This window comes from Streptomyces ambofaciens ATCC 23877, assembly GCF_001267885.1.
Classification (GTDB): domain Bacteria; phylum Actinomycetota; class Actinomycetes; order Streptomycetales; family Streptomycetaceae; genus Streptomyces; species Streptomyces ambofaciens.
Map to the genome: position 1 here is coordinate 1,347,576 of NZ_CP012382.1, position 14,706 is coordinate 1,362,281.

General features: G+C 72.9%; 18 protein-coding genes and 1 riboswitch. Of the genes, 10 read left to right on the plus strand and 8 right to left on the minus strand.

Annotated elements, in window-relative coordinates; genetic code table 11:
• Positions 1 to 85: 85 nt before the first annotated feature.
• The 5 genes from SAM23877_RS06005 to SAM23877_RS06025 form a co-directional block, all read right to left on the minus strand.
• Positions 86 to 760, minus strand: coding sequence for an urease accessory protein UreF (locus tag SAM23877_RS06005; protein WP_053127624.1), 675 nt, complete (start codon positions 758 to 760; stop codon positions 86 to 88).
• 8 nt (positions 761 to 768) lie between these two features.
• Positions 769 to 2,490: an urease subunit alpha gene (locus SAM23877_RS06010; protein WP_053127625.1), complete on the minus strand. Its 1,722-nt coding sequence runs from the start codon at positions 2,488 to 2,490 to the stop codon at positions 769 to 771.
• Positions 2,483 to 2,794: an urease subunit beta gene (locus tag SAM23877_RS06015; RefSeq protein ID WP_053127626.1), complete on the minus strand. Its 312-nt coding sequence runs from the start codon at positions 2,792 to 2,794 to the stop codon at positions 2,483 to 2,485. The genes SAM23877_RS06010 and SAM23877_RS06015 overlap by 8 nt, the downstream gene beginning before the upstream one ends.
• A gap of 13 nt (positions 2,795 to 2,807) precedes the next feature.
• Positions 2,808 to 3,110: an urease subunit gamma gene (locus SAM23877_RS06020; protein WP_053127629.1), complete on the minus strand. Its 303-nt coding sequence runs from the start codon at positions 3,108 to 3,110 to the stop codon at positions 2,808 to 2,810.
• Between the two features lie 166 nt (positions 3,111 to 3,276).
• Positions 3,277 to 3,930 carry a TetR/AcrR family transcriptional regulator gene (locus tag SAM23877_RS06025; protein WP_053127631.1) on the minus strand — a complete coding sequence of 218 codons (654 nt, stop codon included), beginning with the start codon at positions 3,928 to 3,930 and terminating at the stop codon, positions 3,277 to 3,279.
• A 106-nt stretch (positions 3,931 to 4,036) separates the two neighbouring features.
• On the opposite strand from SAM23877_RS06025, the gene SAM23877_RS06030 reads away from it, so the two are divergent.
• Positions 4,037 to 5,029 carry a hypothetical protein gene (locus SAM23877_RS06030; protein ID WP_053127633.1) on the plus strand — a complete coding sequence of 331 codons (993 nt, stop codon included), beginning with the start codon at positions 4,037 to 4,039 and terminating at the stop codon, positions 5,027 to 5,029.
• A 140-nt stretch (positions 5,030 to 5,169) separates the two neighbouring features.
• On the opposite strand, the gene SAM23877_RS06035 is transcribed toward SAM23877_RS06030, so the two are convergent.
• A complete protein-coding gene (locus tag SAM23877_RS06035; RefSeq protein ID WP_053127635.1) occupies positions 5,170 to 5,451 on the minus strand; it encodes a type II toxin-antitoxin system Phd/YefM family antitoxin in 282 nt (93 codons plus the stop codon).
• 109 nt (positions 5,452 to 5,560) lie between these two features.
• Between SAM23877_RS06035 and SAM23877_RS06040 the strand changes: the two genes are divergently transcribed.
• The 4 genes from SAM23877_RS06040 to SAM23877_RS06055 all read left to right on the plus strand — a co-directional run bounded on the left by SAM23877_RS06040 (position 5,561) and on the right by SAM23877_RS06055 (position 7,992).
• The gene (locus SAM23877_RS06040) at positions 5,561 to 5,920 is read left to right on the plus strand and encodes a VOC family protein (protein ID WP_053127637.1); all 360 of its coding nucleotides are present in this window, start codon (positions 5,561 to 5,563) and stop codon (positions 5,918 to 5,920) included.
• Positions 5,921 to 6,050: 130 nt separating this feature from the next.
• A complete protein-coding gene (locus SAM23877_RS06045; RefSeq protein WP_053127639.1) occupies positions 6,051 to 6,686 on the plus strand; it encodes an ATP-dependent Clp protease proteolytic subunit in 636 nt (211 codons plus the stop codon).
• Positions 6,687 to 6,692: 6 nt separating this feature from the next.
• Complete coding sequence (locus SAM23877_RS06050) at positions 6,693 to 7,001, plus strand: hypothetical protein (protein ID WP_053127641.1); 309 nt, start codon at positions 6,693 to 6,695, stop codon at positions 6,999 to 7,001.
• A gap of 291 nt (positions 7,002 to 7,292) precedes the next feature.
• Positions 7,293 to 7,515: riboswitch (cyclic di-AMP (ydaO/yuaA leader) on the plus strand.
• Positions 7,516 to 7,518: 3 nt separating this feature from the next.
• Complete coding sequence (locus tag SAM23877_RS06055) at positions 7,519 to 7,992, plus strand: C40 family peptidase (protein ID WP_053127643.1); 474 nt, start codon at positions 7,519 to 7,521, stop codon at positions 7,990 to 7,992.
• A gap of 225 nt (positions 7,993 to 8,217) precedes the next feature.
• Here SAM23877_RS06055 and SAM23877_RS06060 read toward each other — a convergent pair whose 3' ends face one another.
• The gene (locus SAM23877_RS06060; protein WP_053127645.1) at positions 8,218 to 8,709 is read right to left on the minus strand and encodes an ATP-binding protein; all 492 of its coding nucleotides are present in this window, start codon (positions 8,707 to 8,709) and stop codon (positions 8,218 to 8,220) included.
• A gap of 214 nt (positions 8,710 to 8,923) precedes the next feature.
• Here SAM23877_RS06060 and SAM23877_RS06065 point away from each other — a divergent pair, with 214 nt between their 5' ends.
• A complete protein-coding gene (locus SAM23877_RS06065) occupies positions 8,924 to 9,784 on the plus strand; it encodes a helix-turn-helix domain-containing protein (RefSeq protein ID WP_053127647.1) in 861 nt (286 codons plus the stop codon).
• Between the two features lie 9 nt (positions 9,785 to 9,793).
• A complete protein-coding gene (locus tag SAM23877_RS06070) occupies positions 9,794 to 10,036 on the plus strand; it encodes a DUF397 domain-containing protein (protein WP_053127650.1) in 243 nt (80 codons plus the stop codon).
• A gap of 42 nt (positions 10,037 to 10,078) precedes the next feature.
• On the opposite strand, the gene SAM23877_RS06075 is transcribed toward SAM23877_RS06070, so the two are convergent.
• A complete protein-coding gene (locus tag SAM23877_RS06075; RefSeq protein WP_053127651.1) occupies positions 10,079 to 11,206 on the minus strand; it encodes an 8-amino-7-oxononanoate synthase in 1,128 nt (375 codons plus the stop codon).
• Between the two features lie 151 nt (positions 11,207 to 11,357).
• Here SAM23877_RS06075 and bioB point away from each other — a divergent pair, with 151 nt between their 5' ends.
• The 3 genes from bioB to bioD are packed head-to-tail and all read left to right on the plus strand — an operon-like array spanning position 11,358 to position 14,617.
• Positions 11,358 to 12,620 (plus strand): biotin synthase BioB, encoded by a 1,263-nt coding sequence (gene bioB, locus SAM23877_RS06080; RefSeq protein WP_053127653.1) that lies wholly within the window; start codon positions 11,358 to 11,360, stop codon positions 12,618 to 12,620.
• A complete protein-coding gene (locus SAM23877_RS06085; RefSeq protein WP_053127654.1) occupies positions 12,613 to 13,899 on the plus strand; it encodes an adenosylmethionine--8-amino-7-oxononanoate transaminase in 1,287 nt (428 codons plus the stop codon). Before bioB ends, SAM23877_RS06085 begins: the two co-directional genes overlap by 8 nt.
• Before the next feature lies 1 nt (position 13,900).
• Positions 13,901 to 14,617: a dethiobiotin synthase gene (gene bioD / locus SAM23877_RS06090; protein WP_053127656.1), complete on the plus strand. Its 717-nt coding sequence runs from the start codon at positions 13,901 to 13,903 to the stop codon at positions 14,615 to 14,617.
• The last annotated feature ends 89 nt before the right edge of the window (positions 14,618 to 14,706 follow it).

Genomic DNA, 14,706 nt, shown 5'->3' on the forward strand with positions numbered 1-14,706 from the left:
CCTGGAAGGGGGCGGATCCCCTTGGGAAGGGAACGGACAAGACGGGAGAAAGGCGGGAGGGGAGAGGAGGGGGACGGTCGACCCGCTACGAGGCGAACAACCGCGTCGGCCAAGCGGCATGCGTCTCAGCCGCGATCTCCAGCACCGGCGAGGACCGCGCGGGCAGCACGTCGACCCCGTCGGTCACCGCGGCGCGCGCCGCCTCCACGGCGTCCTGTGCCACCCGGTCCAGCTCGGGAGCGAGTCGCGCCAGCACGCCCGTCGCGTCGAACGGATCGAGGCTGAGCAGCCGCACCACGGCGGTGGCCGGTCCGCTCACCCCCTCGTAGAGGGAGCAGTACGCCGCGTCCAGGGGCCCGAGTCCGGCCGCGCGGGCGGTCAGACCGAGGACGACGGGCTGGTGTGCGCCCTTGGGGAACCGTCCTGCCAGCGCGTCGAGTTCGGGGTGCGGCCAGGTCGCCCGCGCGGCCCGCATCAGCTGCCGTCCGAGGCGGCGCGCCACCCCGCGCAGGGCGGGCGACGGGGTACGGGCGTCCGCGGCCCGGTCGAGCTCGACGGGGTCCACGCCGAGGGCCGTGGCCGCGGCGAGGGAGGCCGCGACGCTTCCGCTCGTGTGCAGCCGCCCCCGGCAGAAGTCCTCCAGGCTCGCGGCGTCGGTGATGCGGCCCGCCCGGACGGCGGCCTCCGCCCCGCCGGAGTGGGCGTGCCCTCCGGCGGGGAAGCGGCCGTCCGCGAGGACGAGCAGTGCTGCACGGCTCATGTCGGCGCTCAGAACAGGAAGTACCGCTGCGCGAGCGGCAGTTCGACGGCGGGTGCGGGTTCGACGAGCTCGCCGTCGATGGTCACCGCGAAGGAGTCCGCGGCCACCTCGACGCGCGGCAGGGCGTCGTTCTCCCGCATGTCGGCCTTGGTGCGGCCACGGGTCGAGCGGATGGGCACGAGTTCCCGGCCGAGTCCGAGGCGTTCCGGCAACCCGTCCTCGATGGCGGCCCGGGCGACGAAGCCGACCGAGTTGGCGGCCGGAGCCGTCCCGTGGGCTCCGAACATCGGTCGTGGCAGCACCGGTTGGGGGGTGGGGATGGAGGCGTTGGCGTCACCCATCTGCGCGTACGCGATCTGCCCTCCCTTGAGGACGAGCTGCGGTTTCACGCCGAAGAACCGGGGGTCCCACAGCACCAGGTCGGCGAGCTTGCCCGTCTCCACCGAGCCGACCACGTGCTCGATGCCCTGGGCCACGGCGGGGTTGATGGTGTACTTGGCCACGTAGCGGCGGGCGCGCAGGTTGTCGGCGCGGGTGTCGCCGGGCAGGAAGCCGCGGCGCCGCTTCATCACGTGCGCGGTCTGCCAGGTCCGCAGGATCACCTCCCCGATGCGGCCCATGGCCTGGGCGTCCGAGGCCATGATGGAGATGGCCCCCATGTCGTGCAGGATGTCCTCGGCCGCGATGGTGCTGGGCCGGATGCGGGACTCCGCGAAGGCGAGGTCCTCGGGGACCGCGGGGTTCAGGTGGTGGCAGACCATCAGCATGTCGAGGTGCTCCTCGACGGTGTTGACGGTGTGCGGCCGGGTCGGGTTGGTGGACGCGGGGAGCATGTTCGGCAGCGACACGGCCGTGATCATGTCCGGCGCGTGGCCGCCGCCGGCACCCTCGACGTGGAAGGCGTGCAGCGTGCGTCCCGCGATGGCGTCGAAGGTGTCGCCGACGAACCCGGCTTCGTTGAGGGTGTCCGTGTGGACGGCGAGCTGGACGCCGGACTCCTCGCAGACGTCGAGGCAGGCGGAGATCACGGCGGGGGTGGCACCCCAGTCCTCATGGATCTTGAAGCCGAGGATGCCCGCGCGCAGTTGGTCGCGCATCGACTCCTTGGACATGGTGCTGCCCTTGCCGAGGAAGCCGATGTTGACGGGGCTCGACTCCAGGGCCGCGAACATCCGCGCGAGGTGCCAGGAACCGGGGGTGACCGTGGTCGCCTTGCTGCCCTCGGCGGGGCCGGTGCCGCCGCCGATGAGGGTGGTGACGCCGGAGGCGAGGGCCTCGTCGACGGCGGCCGGTGCGATGAAGTGGACGTGCGTGTCGATGCCGCCGGCGGTGAGGATCTTGCCGTTGCCGGCGATGACCTCCGTCTCGGGGCCGATGACGAGGTCGGGGTGGACGCCGTCCATGGTGTCCGGGTTGCCGGACTTGCCGATGCCGGTGATGCGGCCGTCGCGGATGCCGACGTCGGCCTTGACGACACCCCAGTGGTCGATGACCACGGCTCCGGTGATCACCGTGTCGGGGGCGCCTTCGGCGCGGGTGGTGCGCGACTGGCCCATGGACTCGCGCAGCACCTTGCCGCCGCCGAAGACGGCCTCGTCACCGGAGCGGCCGGGCCCGCCGGAGCGGTCCTCCTCGATCTCGACGAGGAGGTCGGTGTCGGCGAGGCGGATACGGTCGCCGGTGGTGGGGCCGAACAGGTCCGCGTAGGCGGGGCGGGTCAGTTCAGGCATCGAGGGCACCTCCGGTCGCCCCGCGCAGCCCCATGACGACGCGGGCCCCCGCCAGGGGGACGAGTTCCACGTCGACGGGGATGCCGGGCTCGAACCGGACGGCGGTGCCGGCGGAGATGTTGAGCCGCTTGCCGTGGGCCGCGGCGCGGTCGAGGTCGAGGCCGGGGTTCGCCTCGGCGAAGTGGTAGTGGGACCCGACCTGGACGGGCCGGTCGGCGGTGTTGAGCACGGTCAGGCGGGTGATCTCGCACCCCTCGTTGAAGGCGACCGGCGCGTCGGCGAAGAGGATCTCTCCGGGAATCATGGCTGCCGCCCCGTCAGATGATCGGATCGTGGACGGTGACCAGCTTGGTGCCGTCGGGGAAGGTGGCCTCGACCTGCACGTCGTGGATCATCTCCGGGACGCCCTCCATGACCTCGTCGCGCTGGAGCACCTTGCGGCCGGAAGCCATGAGTTCGCTGACCGTGCGACCGTCTCGGGCACCTTCGAGGATGTGCGAGGTGATCAGCGCGACGACCTCGGGATGGTTGAGCTTCACGCCTCGCGCGCGGCGCTTCTCCGCCACGTCGGCGGCCACATGAATGAGCAGTCTCTCCTGCTCGTGCGGGGTCAGCTGCACGTACCACCTCACAGGGCATCACGCCGGGACCGCGCGGCCCGGCTGCCGCGGCCACCGCGACGGCTCTAGATGTAACACACACGAATGCGCTGGAACGCGCCCGCAGGTGTACAGGAAACCGCAGGTGGATCGGGGTGCAGAGTAGGCTTGCAGTGTTTCCGCCGTGTCACCCGGATTTGACCGACTGATTACCGATGCCGCCGGCGGCCTCTCGCATGCCCGTCAGCGCCCGCACGCCCGCCCGGAGCGAGTCGGGGGAGAAGCCGCCGAAGAGCACGTGCTGGACCCCGAAGCCCTGCACCGTGGCCATCAGCGTCCGGGCCACGGCCTCCGGATCGACGTCGCCGGGCATCATGCCGCTTTCCTGGTAGCGGACCACCACCTTCACCCAGGCGGCGGTGACCGCGGCGAAGCCCTCCGCCAGCAGGGCCGCCAGCTCGTCGTTGCGCCGCGTCTCCGTCCAGGCGTGGATCATGAGCCGCGGGAACAGCCACTCCCCGTCGTCCGTGAGCGCCGGCCGCTCCCGCTCCATGTGCGCCACGGTCCGGGCGATCAGCTCGTCGGGCATCGGCGGCGGGCTCTCCAGCGCGGCGCGCTCGTAGACGTCACGGATGACGCCCATGACGTCGGTGACGATGGCCTCGATCAACTGCTCCTTGCCACTGAAGTAGCGGTAGACGGCCCCCGCGGACAGGTCGACCTCCTTCAGCACGTCCTGCATCGACGTGGCGTGGAACCCGTTGCGGGCGAAGCAGAGGGCGGCGCCGTCGAGGATCTGCCGGCGGCGGGCGTCGAGGTGTTCCTGGGATACGCGGGCCATGGTGTCCAGACTAAAACGAACGTTCATTCTTGACAAGACGCCGAGTCGGCCGCACGGTGGTGACATCACTAAAACGAACGATCCTTCTTTTTGCAGGGAGACCCCCATGCACAGCCGTCACCGCGTGATCGCCGTGATCGCCCTGATGCCCGCACTGGTCGCGCTGACCCTGTGGGCCTTCGCCTGGCCCGCCGCCCGCACGGCCCCGCACGACCTGCCGCTCGGCGTGGCGGGGCCGCCCCAGGCGGTCGCTCAGGTGGAGCAGCGGCTCTCCCGGCACGAGGGCGCCTTCGAGATCCACCGCTACGCCGACGAGGCGGCGGCTCGGGCCGCCATCGAGGACCGGGCCGTGTACGGAGCGGTGGTCACCGGCGACCGCGGCGGCAAGCTGCTCACGGCGTCGGCGGCGAGCCCCGTCGTCGCCCAGTTGCTCCAGCAGGCGGTGGCCGCACCGGGGGACGCGGCGGGGGCCCCGCCCGAGGTCGTCGACGTCGTGCCCGCACCCGGGACCGACCCGCGCGGCGCGGTCCTGGGCGCGAGCGTGCTGCCGCTGGCGCTGGCCGGCATCGCGGCGGGCGCCGTCACGACCCTGCTGGGTCTGCGCGGGGTCCGCACGGTCGGCGCGCTGGTCGGCGCCGCCGCGGGGGCGGGTCTGGTCGCCGCGGCGATCGCGCACAGCTGGCTCGGGACGGTCGGCGGTGACTGGTGGGCCGTGGCCGGCGTGTTCGGGCTGTCGGTCCTGGCGGTGGGCGCGGGTGTGGCGGGGGTCGCGGCCCTGCTGGGGCGCGCGGGTATCGGTCTGGGCGCGGCCGTGATGATGCTGCTGGGCAATCCCTTCTCGGGAGCCTCCTCGGCACCCGAGCTGCTGCCGCAGCCGGCCGGTGCGATCGGCCAGTGGCTCCCGCCGGGCGCCGGCGCCTCACTGCTGCGCTCGGTGTCCTTCTTCGACGGAGCCGCGGCCACCGGCCACGCGCTCACCCTCGCCTGGTGGGCCGTGCTGGGCCTCGGCGCGGTCCTGCTCGGCAGCACGCTGCGCCGGCGCGCGACCGGCGGCTCGCCGGCCCCCGACCGGGCCCCGGCACCCGCACCGGCAGCCTGAGCACGTCGGCGTACGCCCGTGGCCCCCGCGAAGTCGGGCCGGACACGCCTCCGAGCCCTCACCGGCCGACGGAAGCAGGCGGACCACCCCGGGTCGGAGTACGCCGCCGCGGGCAGCCGGAGTGCCCACCGCGGTGGTCGCTACGCCGGGTTCGGCCCCCGGTGTTCCGCCGCGATGCCGAAGCGGTGAGGCTCACGGGGCGTGGCGGCGGCGGTGTCGTGGACACGGGAGAGCGCGCCGACCACCTGGTCCCCCGCCGGTTCCCTGAGGCCCTCCAGCCGCTCGAGGTCGGCGGCGGAGACCAGGGCGACGAGAGGCTTGCCGTGCCGCGTCACGACGACCCGTTCACCGCCGTACACGACCCGGTTGATCAGGTCGGCGAGCTCAGCCCTGGCTTGCGTCACCGGAATCTCGTAGGCCATGGCCCCAGCTTACGGTTCGGCTCGCGGCGACCGGCTGCGGTGCCGCCCGGCGGGGAGGACGATGGAGGCGGGGGACGAGCACGGGCCACCGGCCCGCAGGAGGTGCCCCATGGCAGGCGAACCGTCGTTCTTCGAACTCGGTGTGGCCGACCCCGAGCGCGGGCGCGCCTTCTACGGCGCCCTCTTCGGCTGGACCCTCGAACCGGGGCCCACGGGCGGCGGCTTCACCATCGGCACCGACGGTGTCCCCGGCGGCCTGCACGGCGGGGACGCGCAGGCGTCCCCGTATCTCTTCTTCCGGGTCCCGGACCTGGACGAGGCGATGGCCCGGGTCAGTGAGCTGGGCGGATCGGTCGGGGACCGGGGCGCGGAGGACGCGCGGTCGGCCGCACGGTTCGGCCGGTTCGCCCTGTGCCGGGACGACCAGGGCTCCCCGTTCGGCCTGCACGAGCCTCCGAACGGACGGTGAGGCGCCCCTCCCCACTCGACCGAGCCCTCCTCGGCCTTGGCGGCTCCCTCCTCCCACCGATGTACGTCCTGTACATTTCTGACGGAGACAGTGCCGTCGGCAACGGTGCTGCCACGAGGAGGGGTTCGTCATGATCCTGCCGTCCGCCCGCCACGCCCCGCCCGAGTTCACCGAGCGCGCGAGCGCCGACGACCGGGTCGTGGATCCGTACGCGAAGCTGCTGGAGGAGCGCATCGTCCTCCTCGGCACACCGATCGACGAGGCCTCCGCGAACGACGTGACCGCGCGGTTGCTGTACCTGGAACACACGGCCCCGGACCGCGCCATCGCGCTGTACGTCAACTCACCCGGCGGCTCCTTCACCGCCATGACGGCGATCTACGACACGATGCGCCACGTCTCCTGCGACGTGGAGACGACGTGCCTGGGGCAGGCCGGCACGGCCGCCGCGGTGCTGCTGGCGGCGGGCACGCCGGGCAGGCGGGCCGTGTTGCCGGGCGCGCGCGTGATGCTCCGTCAACCCTCGCTCATCGAGACGGTGGAGGGGCGCACCGACGACCTCGCCGTGCGGGCCGACGAGTCGACCCGCATCCGCACCCGCCTCGAGGAACTTCTCGTACGACACACCGGCCGCACCCCCGAGCAGGTGACCGCGGACATCGAGCGGGAGACGATCCTTGACGCCCGACAGGCCCTGGACCACGGCCTGGTGGATCACATCGTGCCCGGCCGCGGGGCGACGCCCGCCACGCCCGGCGCCAGGTGAGCCGCCATGCTGCCGCCGGAACTGCCTCCGCTGCCCGCCCTCACCCGCGCCGAGGCCGAGCTGATCGACCGTTACCTCGAGGTCGTCGATCTCCTCGGGCGCATCAACCCGGCCCGGGACGGCGACACCTACCGCGGCCTGCGGGCCGCCCAGGCGCTGGTCGGCAAGGCGACCGCCCTGCGCGACGCGCTGGCCCTGATGCACCGCAGGGGTGAGACGGAACTGCACGCGGCCACCCTGGCCCGGGCGCTGCGTGTCCTGGACGGTGAACGGCGGACGGCGCGCGTCAGCCTGCCGCCGTCTGTGGACAGTTGAGCCACCCGGCTCGAAACGCACCAAACGGCTTACCCCCTTTCGGCGTAGGAACACCAGAAATGTCCGACCGTCCGCGGTTGCGCAACACGCCTGCCCAAGCGGCGGAACGAGCCACTCCGCCGCTGGTCCCGGCGTCGCCACCGCGGCCGGGCACGACTCGAACGCATAGCCGTCCACCCGAACGGGTGAGTGGTGAGTAACAACACAAAAGCCACGTTCCATTGGGATTTCCGCGCGGGGCGAGACAAGATCCGTGACTGACGACAAGCCCCCGCCGCAGCGGCGGGGCGGTCCGAGCGGACGCCGAATCCTGCCGCCGCCCGGACGACCGGTCGACAGGAGTGGATCGGCAGGAGTGGAGGACCCGAGCACGACGGGTCGCCGGAACGACCGCCTGCGCGAGTCAGGCGCCGGACCGAGCAGCCCTTGGGGTGAAGCCGCATCCGTGCGGCCGGGCATCTTCGCCAGCCCGAATCCGACAGGTCATCCTTCACAGGCGGCTGACGAAGGGTTGCGCATGTCTGCGCTCAATCGTGTCCCGTCGCTGATGGCCCGTGCCGGTACGGCCTCGGCTCTCACCCTCGCCGCCGTGGGCGGTTCCGTGGTGGTCCCCGGCGTCGCCTCCGAGGCCGCCGCGGCGAGCCACGCGACGAAGGCTCTCAAGATCGCGGCCTCCAAGAAAGGTGCGCCCTACAAATATGGCGCCGTCGGACCAGGCAGGTTCGACTGCTCCGGCCTGACGCTGTACTCGTTCAAGAAGGCCGGCAAGAAGCTTCCGCGCACCGCGGCCCAGCAGTACAACAAGACCCGGCACATCTCCTCCAAGAGCCGCAAGGCCGGGGATCTGGTCTTCTTCCACTCGGGCCGCAGCGTCTACCACGTCGGCATCTACGCCGGGAAGAACAAGATCTGGCACGCTCCGAAGACCGGGGACGTGGTGCGCCTGCAGAAGATCTGGACCGGCAGCGTCTGGTACGGCCGGGTCAAGTAGCCCGCCCGAGGGGGTGACGGCGCCTGTTCCGCCGTCACCCCCTCGGGTCGCGTGGCCCCGGCGTCGCGCGCACCGCCGCCCGGCGCGGGAGGAACCGCGCCACGGCGCACCGGGGGCGACGGTGCGCCACAGCCGACGGCGTGCCGGACGCAGGGCGCCAGCCGCAGCGCGCGCCGGGCCAGGGCGCAGCGCGCCGGCCGCAGCGCGCCGGTCGCCGACGGCACCTCACCGCGAAGGCTTCTGCTCTCCCGCCGCCCCTCCCACGGCCGTGGCCGGTTCGGCGACCGCCGGACGGCCGGGCGGCGTCCAGGGCAGTTCGATGGAGACGGTCTTGCCGCCCTCGCGCGTGGGCCGCACCCTCAGCCTGCCCCCGCACTCCGCCGTGAGCCAGCGGATGATCACCATGCCTCGGCCGTTGTCCTGCTGGACCGCGGCGGGCAGGCGCTTGGGGAAGCGCGGATGGCTGTCGGTGACGCCGACGCGCAGCCGCTCGTCGCGGTCGAGCGCCAGGTCCACCGTGAAGGTGGGCGACTGTCCGAACGTGTGCTGGACCGCGTTGGTCGCCAGTTCGGAGACGATGAGCCGGACGGTGTCGGAGAGATCGGCGCCCGCCGGCAGGCCCCACTCCGTCAGGGTGCCGACCACGTAGGTGCGCGCGGCGGCCACCGAGGCGGAATCGCTCGGCAGAGTGACGGATGCTTCCAGATGGTCTGCCATGGCGACGTCGTCCCTTTCCCACGGAACCGCAACCCGACACGGAGCGGACGGTTCGAGTACGGTCCCGGACTGGTGCTTCGCCGCCAGACTGCCATCACCAGGGCCGGGAAGGGCGGCGATCCACCAAGATATGCATATATCTGTCGCTCGATGCGGTGAACTCTGCGACGGCAGAGCGGATTTGGGCGGCCCATAAGGAGTAAGGGAGTGGCCCATGCAGCACGGTCCCGTGGTGCGTCGTCGGAAGCTGGGCGCCGAACTGCGCACCCTGCGCACGTCGGCGGGGATCACCAGCGGCGAGGCGGCCCGGTTGGTGGGCTGGCACCAGTCGAAGGTCAGCCGCATCGAGACCGGAACCAGCGGGGCGAAACCGGCCGACGTGCGGTTACTCCTCGACGCCTACGGTGTGGACGACTCCCGGCTGCGGGAGTTGCTGGAGATGCTGGCGGGCTCCGACGACGCGGGCGGCCGGCACCACTGGTGGCACGCCTATCGCGGGGTGCTGCCGCCGGCCTACCGCGACTTCATCAGCCTGGAGTCGCAGGCGAGCGCGATGCGCACGCTGGAGACCACGGTGGTACCCGGACTGCTCCAGACACCGGAGTACGCCCGCGCGGTGACGCGCGCCGCGGCGGACGGACTGCCGGAGGAACGGCTGGACACGCTGGTGGAGGTCCGGCTGGCCCGGCAGGACGTGCTGCGGGCGCAGCCGCCGCTGGAGCTGAGCGCGGTCCTGGACGAGGCGGTGCTGCGCCGGGAGGTGGGCGGCCCCGGAGTCATGGCACGCCAACTGGCGCGCCTGATCGAGGCCGCGCGCCTCCCTCATGTCCGGCTCCAGGTCCTGCCGTTCGCCGCCGGGGCGCACATCGGTGTCACCGGCCCTTTCGTAATCTTCTCTTTTTCGAGCACTTCTGATCTAGACGTGGTCGTTCTCGACCACTTGACGAGTAGCCTGCATCTCGAACGGAAAGAAGACCTAGAGGCCTACACCGAGGCCTTCAACGCCCTTCTGATCCATGCCCTTTCGCCCGAGGAATCGTTGGACTTCATCGCCGCGACCGCGGCAGGCGCGTAAGGAGGCACCATGTCAGGAACACCGTCCGCCCGCTGCCGGAGCATCCCTGCCGGCACCGATCTGCCCGGCCTGCGGTGGCTGCGCAGCAGCTACAGCACCGGAGCGAACAACTGCGTGGAGACGGCACGGCCGTCGGCCGGCCCCTGGGCCGGACTGCTCGCCGTGCGCGACTCCAAGGACCCGGCCGGACCCGCGCTGCTCTTCTCCCCCGAGAGCTGGGCGTCGTTCACGGACGCGGTCCACCACCGCTGATCCCGGGCCGGATCGAGCGAAGCACGGCCGTGTCACGCCGACTCATGGCCGCGTTTCGCCGATCACCCGTACAGCGCGTCCGACCTGTTCCGCGGAGAGGTCCGCACGTGCGGTCAGCCTGAGCCGTGAGATGCCGTCGGGTACGGAAGGAGGCCGGAAGCAGCCCACGGACAGGCCGGCCGAACGGCAGTCGGCCGCCCACTGGACGGCTCCCTCCGGGGAGGGCGCGCGCACCGAGACGACCGCGGCGTCCGGGCGCACCGCGGACAGGCCCATGGCGGTCAGACGTGCGTGCAGTTCGCCCGCCACCGCACGTGCGCGCGCCGCCCGCTCGGGCTCGCGGCGCAGCAGGGTGAGGGCCGCGAGGGCCCCGCCCGCCGCCGCGGGGGCGAGGCCGGTGTCGAAGATGAACGTCCGGGCCGCGTTGACCAGGTGTTCGATCACCGGGGCCGGTCCGAGGACGGCGCCGCCCTGGCTCCCCAGCGACTTGGACAGCGTCACCGTCACGACGACGTCGTCCGCACCCGCCAGCCCCGCCTCGTACGCGGCACCCCGGCCACCCGCGCCGAGGACGCCGAGGCCGTGCGCGTCGTCGACGACCAGCCCGGCGCCGTGCTCCCGGCACGCCTGCGCGAGCCCGGCCAGCGGCGCGGCGTCGCCGTCCACCGAGAACACGGTGTCGGACACCGCGATAGCGGGGCCCTCGTGGGTCGCCAGCGCCTTGCGCACGGCGTCCGGGTCGGCGTGCGTCACCACCTGGGTCGCGCCGCGGGCCAGCCGGCAGCCGTCGATCAGCGAGGCGTGGTTGCCCGCGTCGGAGACGACGAGGGAGCCGTGCGGCGCCAGCGCGGTGACCGCGGCGAGGTTGGCCGCGTAGCCCGAGGAGAAGACGAGCGCGGCCTCGAAACCGCAGAAGGCGGCCAGTTCGCGTTCGAGCTCGGCGTGCAGCTCGGTCGTGCCGGTGACCAGCCGCGAGCCGGTCGCGCCGGCGCCCCACTTCCGCGCGGCCCGCGCCGCCCCCTCGGTGACCTCCGGGTGCCGGGCCAGTCCGAGGTAGTCGTTGCTCGCCAGGTCCAACGGCGCCGAGTCGGCCGGGCGGGGGCGCAGAACCCGTACCAGACCCGCCTCGCGGCGCGCCCGGGCCTGCTCGTCGATCCAGCCGAACGCCATGGAGCGGTCCTCCAGAGGATTTGTAGGCAGTGGACAGACGATAGCGGTACCGCCACCCCCGCGAGGTGTGGCAATACCCACACGTCCATCTGCCAGTGTTGTGCGAAGTCTCCTTGGCCCCGGGTGGCCCCTTAGGACAGGATCGGCTCTCATGGATCTGCTGAACACGCTGGTGGACAAGGGGCTTCGGCGCGAGACGCCGACCCGCGAGGAGGCTCTCGCCGTCCTCGCCACTTCCGACGACGACCTGCTCGATGTGGTGGCCGCGGCCGGCAAGGTGCGCCGTCACTGGTTCGGCCGACGGGTGAAACTCAACTACCTCGTCAACCTCAAGTCGGGCCTGTGCCCCGAGGACTGCTCCTACTGCTCGCAGCGGCTCGGCTCCAAGGCCGAGATCCTCAAGTACACCTGGCTCAAGCCCGACCAGGCCTCCCGCGCCGCCGCGGCGGGCCTGGCCGGCGGCGCGAAGCGGGTGTGCCTGGTGGCCAGCGGACGCGGCCCGACCGACCGGGACGTGGACCGCGTCTCGGACACCATCAAGGCCATCAAGGAGCAGAACGAGGCCGTCGAGGTGTGCGCCTGTCTGGGCCTGCTCTCGGACGGCCAGGCGGAGCGGCTGCGCGAGGCGGGCGCCGACGCCTACAACCACAACCTCAACACGTCGGAGGCGACGTACGGGGACATCACGACCACCCACACCTACGCCGACCGGGTGGACACGGTGCGCAAGGCGCACGCTGCGGGACTCTCCGCCTGCTCGGGTCTGATCGCGGGCATGGGCGAGAGCGACGAGGACCTGGTCGACGTGGTCTTCTCACTGCGCGAGCTGGACCCGGACTCCGTGCCCGTCAACTTCCTCATCCCGATGGAGGGCACGCCACTGGCGAAGGAGTGGCACCTCACCCCGCAGCGGTGCCTGCGCATCCTGGCGATGACGCGGTTCGTCTGCCCGGACGTCGAGGTGCGCATCGCGGGCGGGCGTGAGGTCCATCTGCGCACGATGCAGCCGCTGGCCCTGCACCTGGCCAACTCCATCTTCCTCGGCGACTACCTCACCAGTGAGGGGCAGGCGGGCAGGACCGACCTGGAGATGATCGCGGACGCCGGGTTCGAGGTGGAGGGCGCGGGCGAGGTCACCCTGCCCGAGCACCGGGCCACGGCGGGTGGCGGCTGCGGGTCGCACGAGGGCGGTGGCGGCTGCGGGTCGCACGAGAGTGGTGGCGGCTGCGGGTCGCACGAGAGTGGTGGCGGCTGCGGGTCGCACGAGGGTGGCGGTGTCTGCGGCTCCGTGTCGGCCGAGGGGGACCGCGGCTCCGCCGTGCCCGCCGCACCGGCGGGGGCCGGCGAGGTCCGTACCGACCTGGTCGCCGTACGCCGCCGTGGCGCCGGAACGGATCTCGCGCCCAATGCCTGAGCCCGAGCTGACCGTGGACGAGCTGCTGACGCTCGACCGTCGGCACGTCTGGCATCCGTACGGCCCCATGCCCGGCCGGCAGGATCCGCTCGTCGTGGAGTCGGCGAGCGGGGTGCGGCTGCGGCCGGCCGACGGCTCGGCCGAGCTCGTCGACGGGATGTCGTCCTGGTGGTCGGCGATCCACGGTTACAACCACCCGGTGCTGAACGAGGCCGCGCGTGAGCAGTTGGGGCGGATGAGCCATGTGATGTTCGGCGGGCTCACCCACGAGCCCGCCGTGCGACTGGCCAAGCTCCTTGTCGACATGTCGCCCGAAGGGCTGGAGCACGTCTTCCTGGCCGACTCCGGGTCGGTGTCGGTGGAGGTCGCGGTCAAGATGTGCCTGCAGTACTGGCGCTCGCTGGGCCGCCCCGCCAAGCGGCGCCTGCTGACCTGGCGCGGCGGCTACCACGGCGACACCTGGCAGCCCATGTCGGTGTGCGACCCCGAGGGCGGGATGCACGACCTGTGGACGGGGGTGCTGCAGCGTCAGGTCTTCGCGGACGCGCCGCCGACGGAGTACGAGGAGACGTACGCCGATCACCTGCGGTCCGTGATCGAGCGGCACGCCGACGAGCTGGCCGCGGTGATCGTGGAGCCGGTGGTGCAGGGCGCGGGCGGGATGCGGTTCCACTCCCCCGCGTATCTGCGCGTGCTGCGGGAGGCGTGCGACGCGCACGGCGTGCTGCTGGTGTTCGACGAGATCGCGACCGGGTTCGGCCGTACGGGCGCGTTGTTCGCGGCGGAGCACGCGGCGGTGACGCCGGACGTGATGTGTGTCGGCAAGGCGCTGACCGGCGGCTACCTGACGATGGCGGCGACGCTGTGCACGCCGCGGGTGGCCGAGGGCATCTCCCGGGGGGACGTGCCGGTGCTGGCCCACGGGCCGACGTTCATGGGCAACCCGCTCGCGGCGGCCGTGGCGTGCGCGTCGATCGGGCTGCTGCTCGGCCAGGACTGGCTCGCGGAGGTCAAGCGGATCGAGGCGGGCCTGCGGGAGGGTCTCGCGCCCGCCGCCGGCCTGCCGGGCGTGCGCGACGTGCGGGTGCTCGGCGCGATCGGCGTGGTGCAGCTGGACCACGACGTCGACATGGCGGCGGCGACGCGGGCCGCCGTGCGGGAGGGCGTGTGGCTGCGCCCGTTCCGCGACCTGGTCTACACGATGCCGCCGTACGTCACGGGCGACGCGGACGTGGCACGGATCGCCCGCGCGGTGTGCGCGGCGGCGCGGGAGGGATGAGATGCCGGTACTGGTGATCACGGGCACGGGTACGGAGGTCGGCAAGACGGTCGTGACCGCCGCCGTGGCCGCGGCTGCGGTGGCGGCCGGCCGGTCGGTGGCCGTGCTGAAGGCCGCGCAGACCGGCGTACGGCCGGACGAGCCCGGGGACGCCCAGGAGGTGGCGCGTCTGGCGGGCGAGGTGACGGTGGCCGAAGTCGCCCGCTTCCCCGAGCCCTTGGCGCCGGGTACGGCCGCGCGTCGGGCCGGCCGGGCACCGGTGCGTCCGGCGGAGGTGGCAGAGGCCGCGGACAAGCTGGCCACCGAGCACGACCTGGTGCTGGTGGAGGGTGCGGGCGGGCTGCTCGTGCGCTTCGACGCCGCCGGCGGGACACTGGCCGACGTCGCCGGGCTGCTGGGGGCGCCGGTGCTGCTGGTGGCGTCGGCGGGGCTGGGCACGCTCAACACCACGGAGCTGACGGCACGTGAGCTGCGGACCCGCGGGCTGGAACTGCCCGGCGTGGTGATCGGCAGCTGGCCCGGTGCCCCGGACCTCGCCTCGCGCTGCAACCTCGCGGATCTGCCCGACGTGGCCGGCGCACCCCTCCTCGGTGCCGTGCCCGCGGGAGCGGCGTCCCACCCGCCGGGCGAGTTCCGCTCGTCGGCACCGCGCTGGCTGGCGCCCCGGCTGGAGGGGACGTGGGACGCGGACGCGTTCCGGGCACGGGAGGCGCCCTGACCGCGGCGGCGGAGGGGACGGTCCGAGGGCCCGGCCGGGCCGGGCAGCTCCCGCCCGCCCCGGGCGACGCCGTCGCGGACCGCCCCTGA

What these genes read in the sequence shown, in the direction of transcription:
- bioB (WP_053127653.1), top strand. Translation starts at nt 11,358, where the DNA reads ATGGATCTGCTGAACACGCTGGTGGACAAGGGGCTTCGGCGCGAGACG.
- SAM23877_RS06030 (WP_053127633.1), top strand. Translation starts at nt 4,037, where the DNA reads ATGCACAGCCGTCACCGCGTGATCGCCGTGATCGCCCTGATGCCCGCA.
- SAM23877_RS06045 (WP_053127639.1), top strand. Translation starts at nt 6,051, where the DNA reads ATGATCCTGCCGTCCGCCCGCCACGCCCCGCCCGAGTTCACCGAGCGC.
- SAM23877_RS06015 (WP_053127626.1), bottom strand. Translation starts at nt 2,794, where the DNA reads ATGATTCCCGGAGAGATCCTCTTCGCCGACGCGCCGGTCGCCTTCAAC.
- SAM23877_RS06010 (WP_053127625.1), bottom strand. Translation starts at nt 2,490, where the DNA reads ATGCCTGAACTGACCCGCCCCGCCTACGCGGACCTGTTCGGCCCCACC.
- SAM23877_RS06065 (WP_053127647.1), top strand. Translation starts at nt 8,924, where the DNA reads ATGCAGCACGGTCCCGTGGTGCGTCGTCGGAAGCTGGGCGCCGAACTG.
- SAM23877_RS06005 (WP_053127624.1), bottom strand. Translation starts at nt 760, where the DNA reads ATGAGCCGTGCAGCACTGCTCGTCCTCGCGGACGGCCGCTTCCCCGCC.
- bioD (WP_053127656.1), top strand. Translation starts at nt 13,901, where the DNA reads ATGCCGGTACTGGTGATCACGGGCACGGGTACGGAGGTCGGCAAGACG.
- SAM23877_RS06075 (WP_053127651.1), bottom strand. Translation starts at nt 11,206, where the DNA reads ATGGCGTTCGGCTGGATCGACGAGCAGGCCCGGGCGCGCCGCGAGGCG.
- SAM23877_RS06050 (WP_053127641.1), top strand. Translation starts at nt 6,693, where the DNA reads ATGCTGCCGCCGGAACTGCCTCCGCTGCCCGCCCTCACCCGCGCCGAG.
- SAM23877_RS06070 (WP_053127650.1), top strand. Translation starts at nt 9,794, where the DNA reads ATGTCAGGAACACCGTCCGCCCGCTGCCGGAGCATCCCTGCCGGCACC.
- SAM23877_RS06025 (WP_053127631.1), bottom strand. Translation starts at nt 3,930, where the DNA reads ATGGCCCGCGTATCCCAGGAACACCTCGACGCCCGCCGCCGGCAGATC.
- SAM23877_RS06060 (WP_053127645.1), bottom strand. Translation starts at nt 8,709, where the DNA reads ATGGCAGACCATCTGGAAGCATCCGTCACTCTGCCGAGCGATTCCGCC.
- SAM23877_RS06040 (WP_053127637.1), top strand. Translation starts at nt 5,561, where the DNA reads ATGGCAGGCGAACCGTCGTTCTTCGAACTCGGTGTGGCCGACCCCGAG.
- SAM23877_RS06035 (WP_053127635.1), bottom strand. Translation starts at nt 5,451, where the DNA reads ATGGCCTACGAGATTCCGGTGACGCAAGCCAGGGCTGAGCTCGCCGAC.
- SAM23877_RS06085 (WP_053127654.1), top strand. Translation starts at nt 12,613, where the DNA reads ATGCCTGAGCCCGAGCTGACCGTGGACGAGCTGCTGACGCTCGACCGT.
- SAM23877_RS06055 (WP_053127643.1), top strand. Translation starts at nt 7,519, where the DNA reads ATGTCTGCGCTCAATCGTGTCCCGTCGCTGATGGCCCGTGCCGGTACG.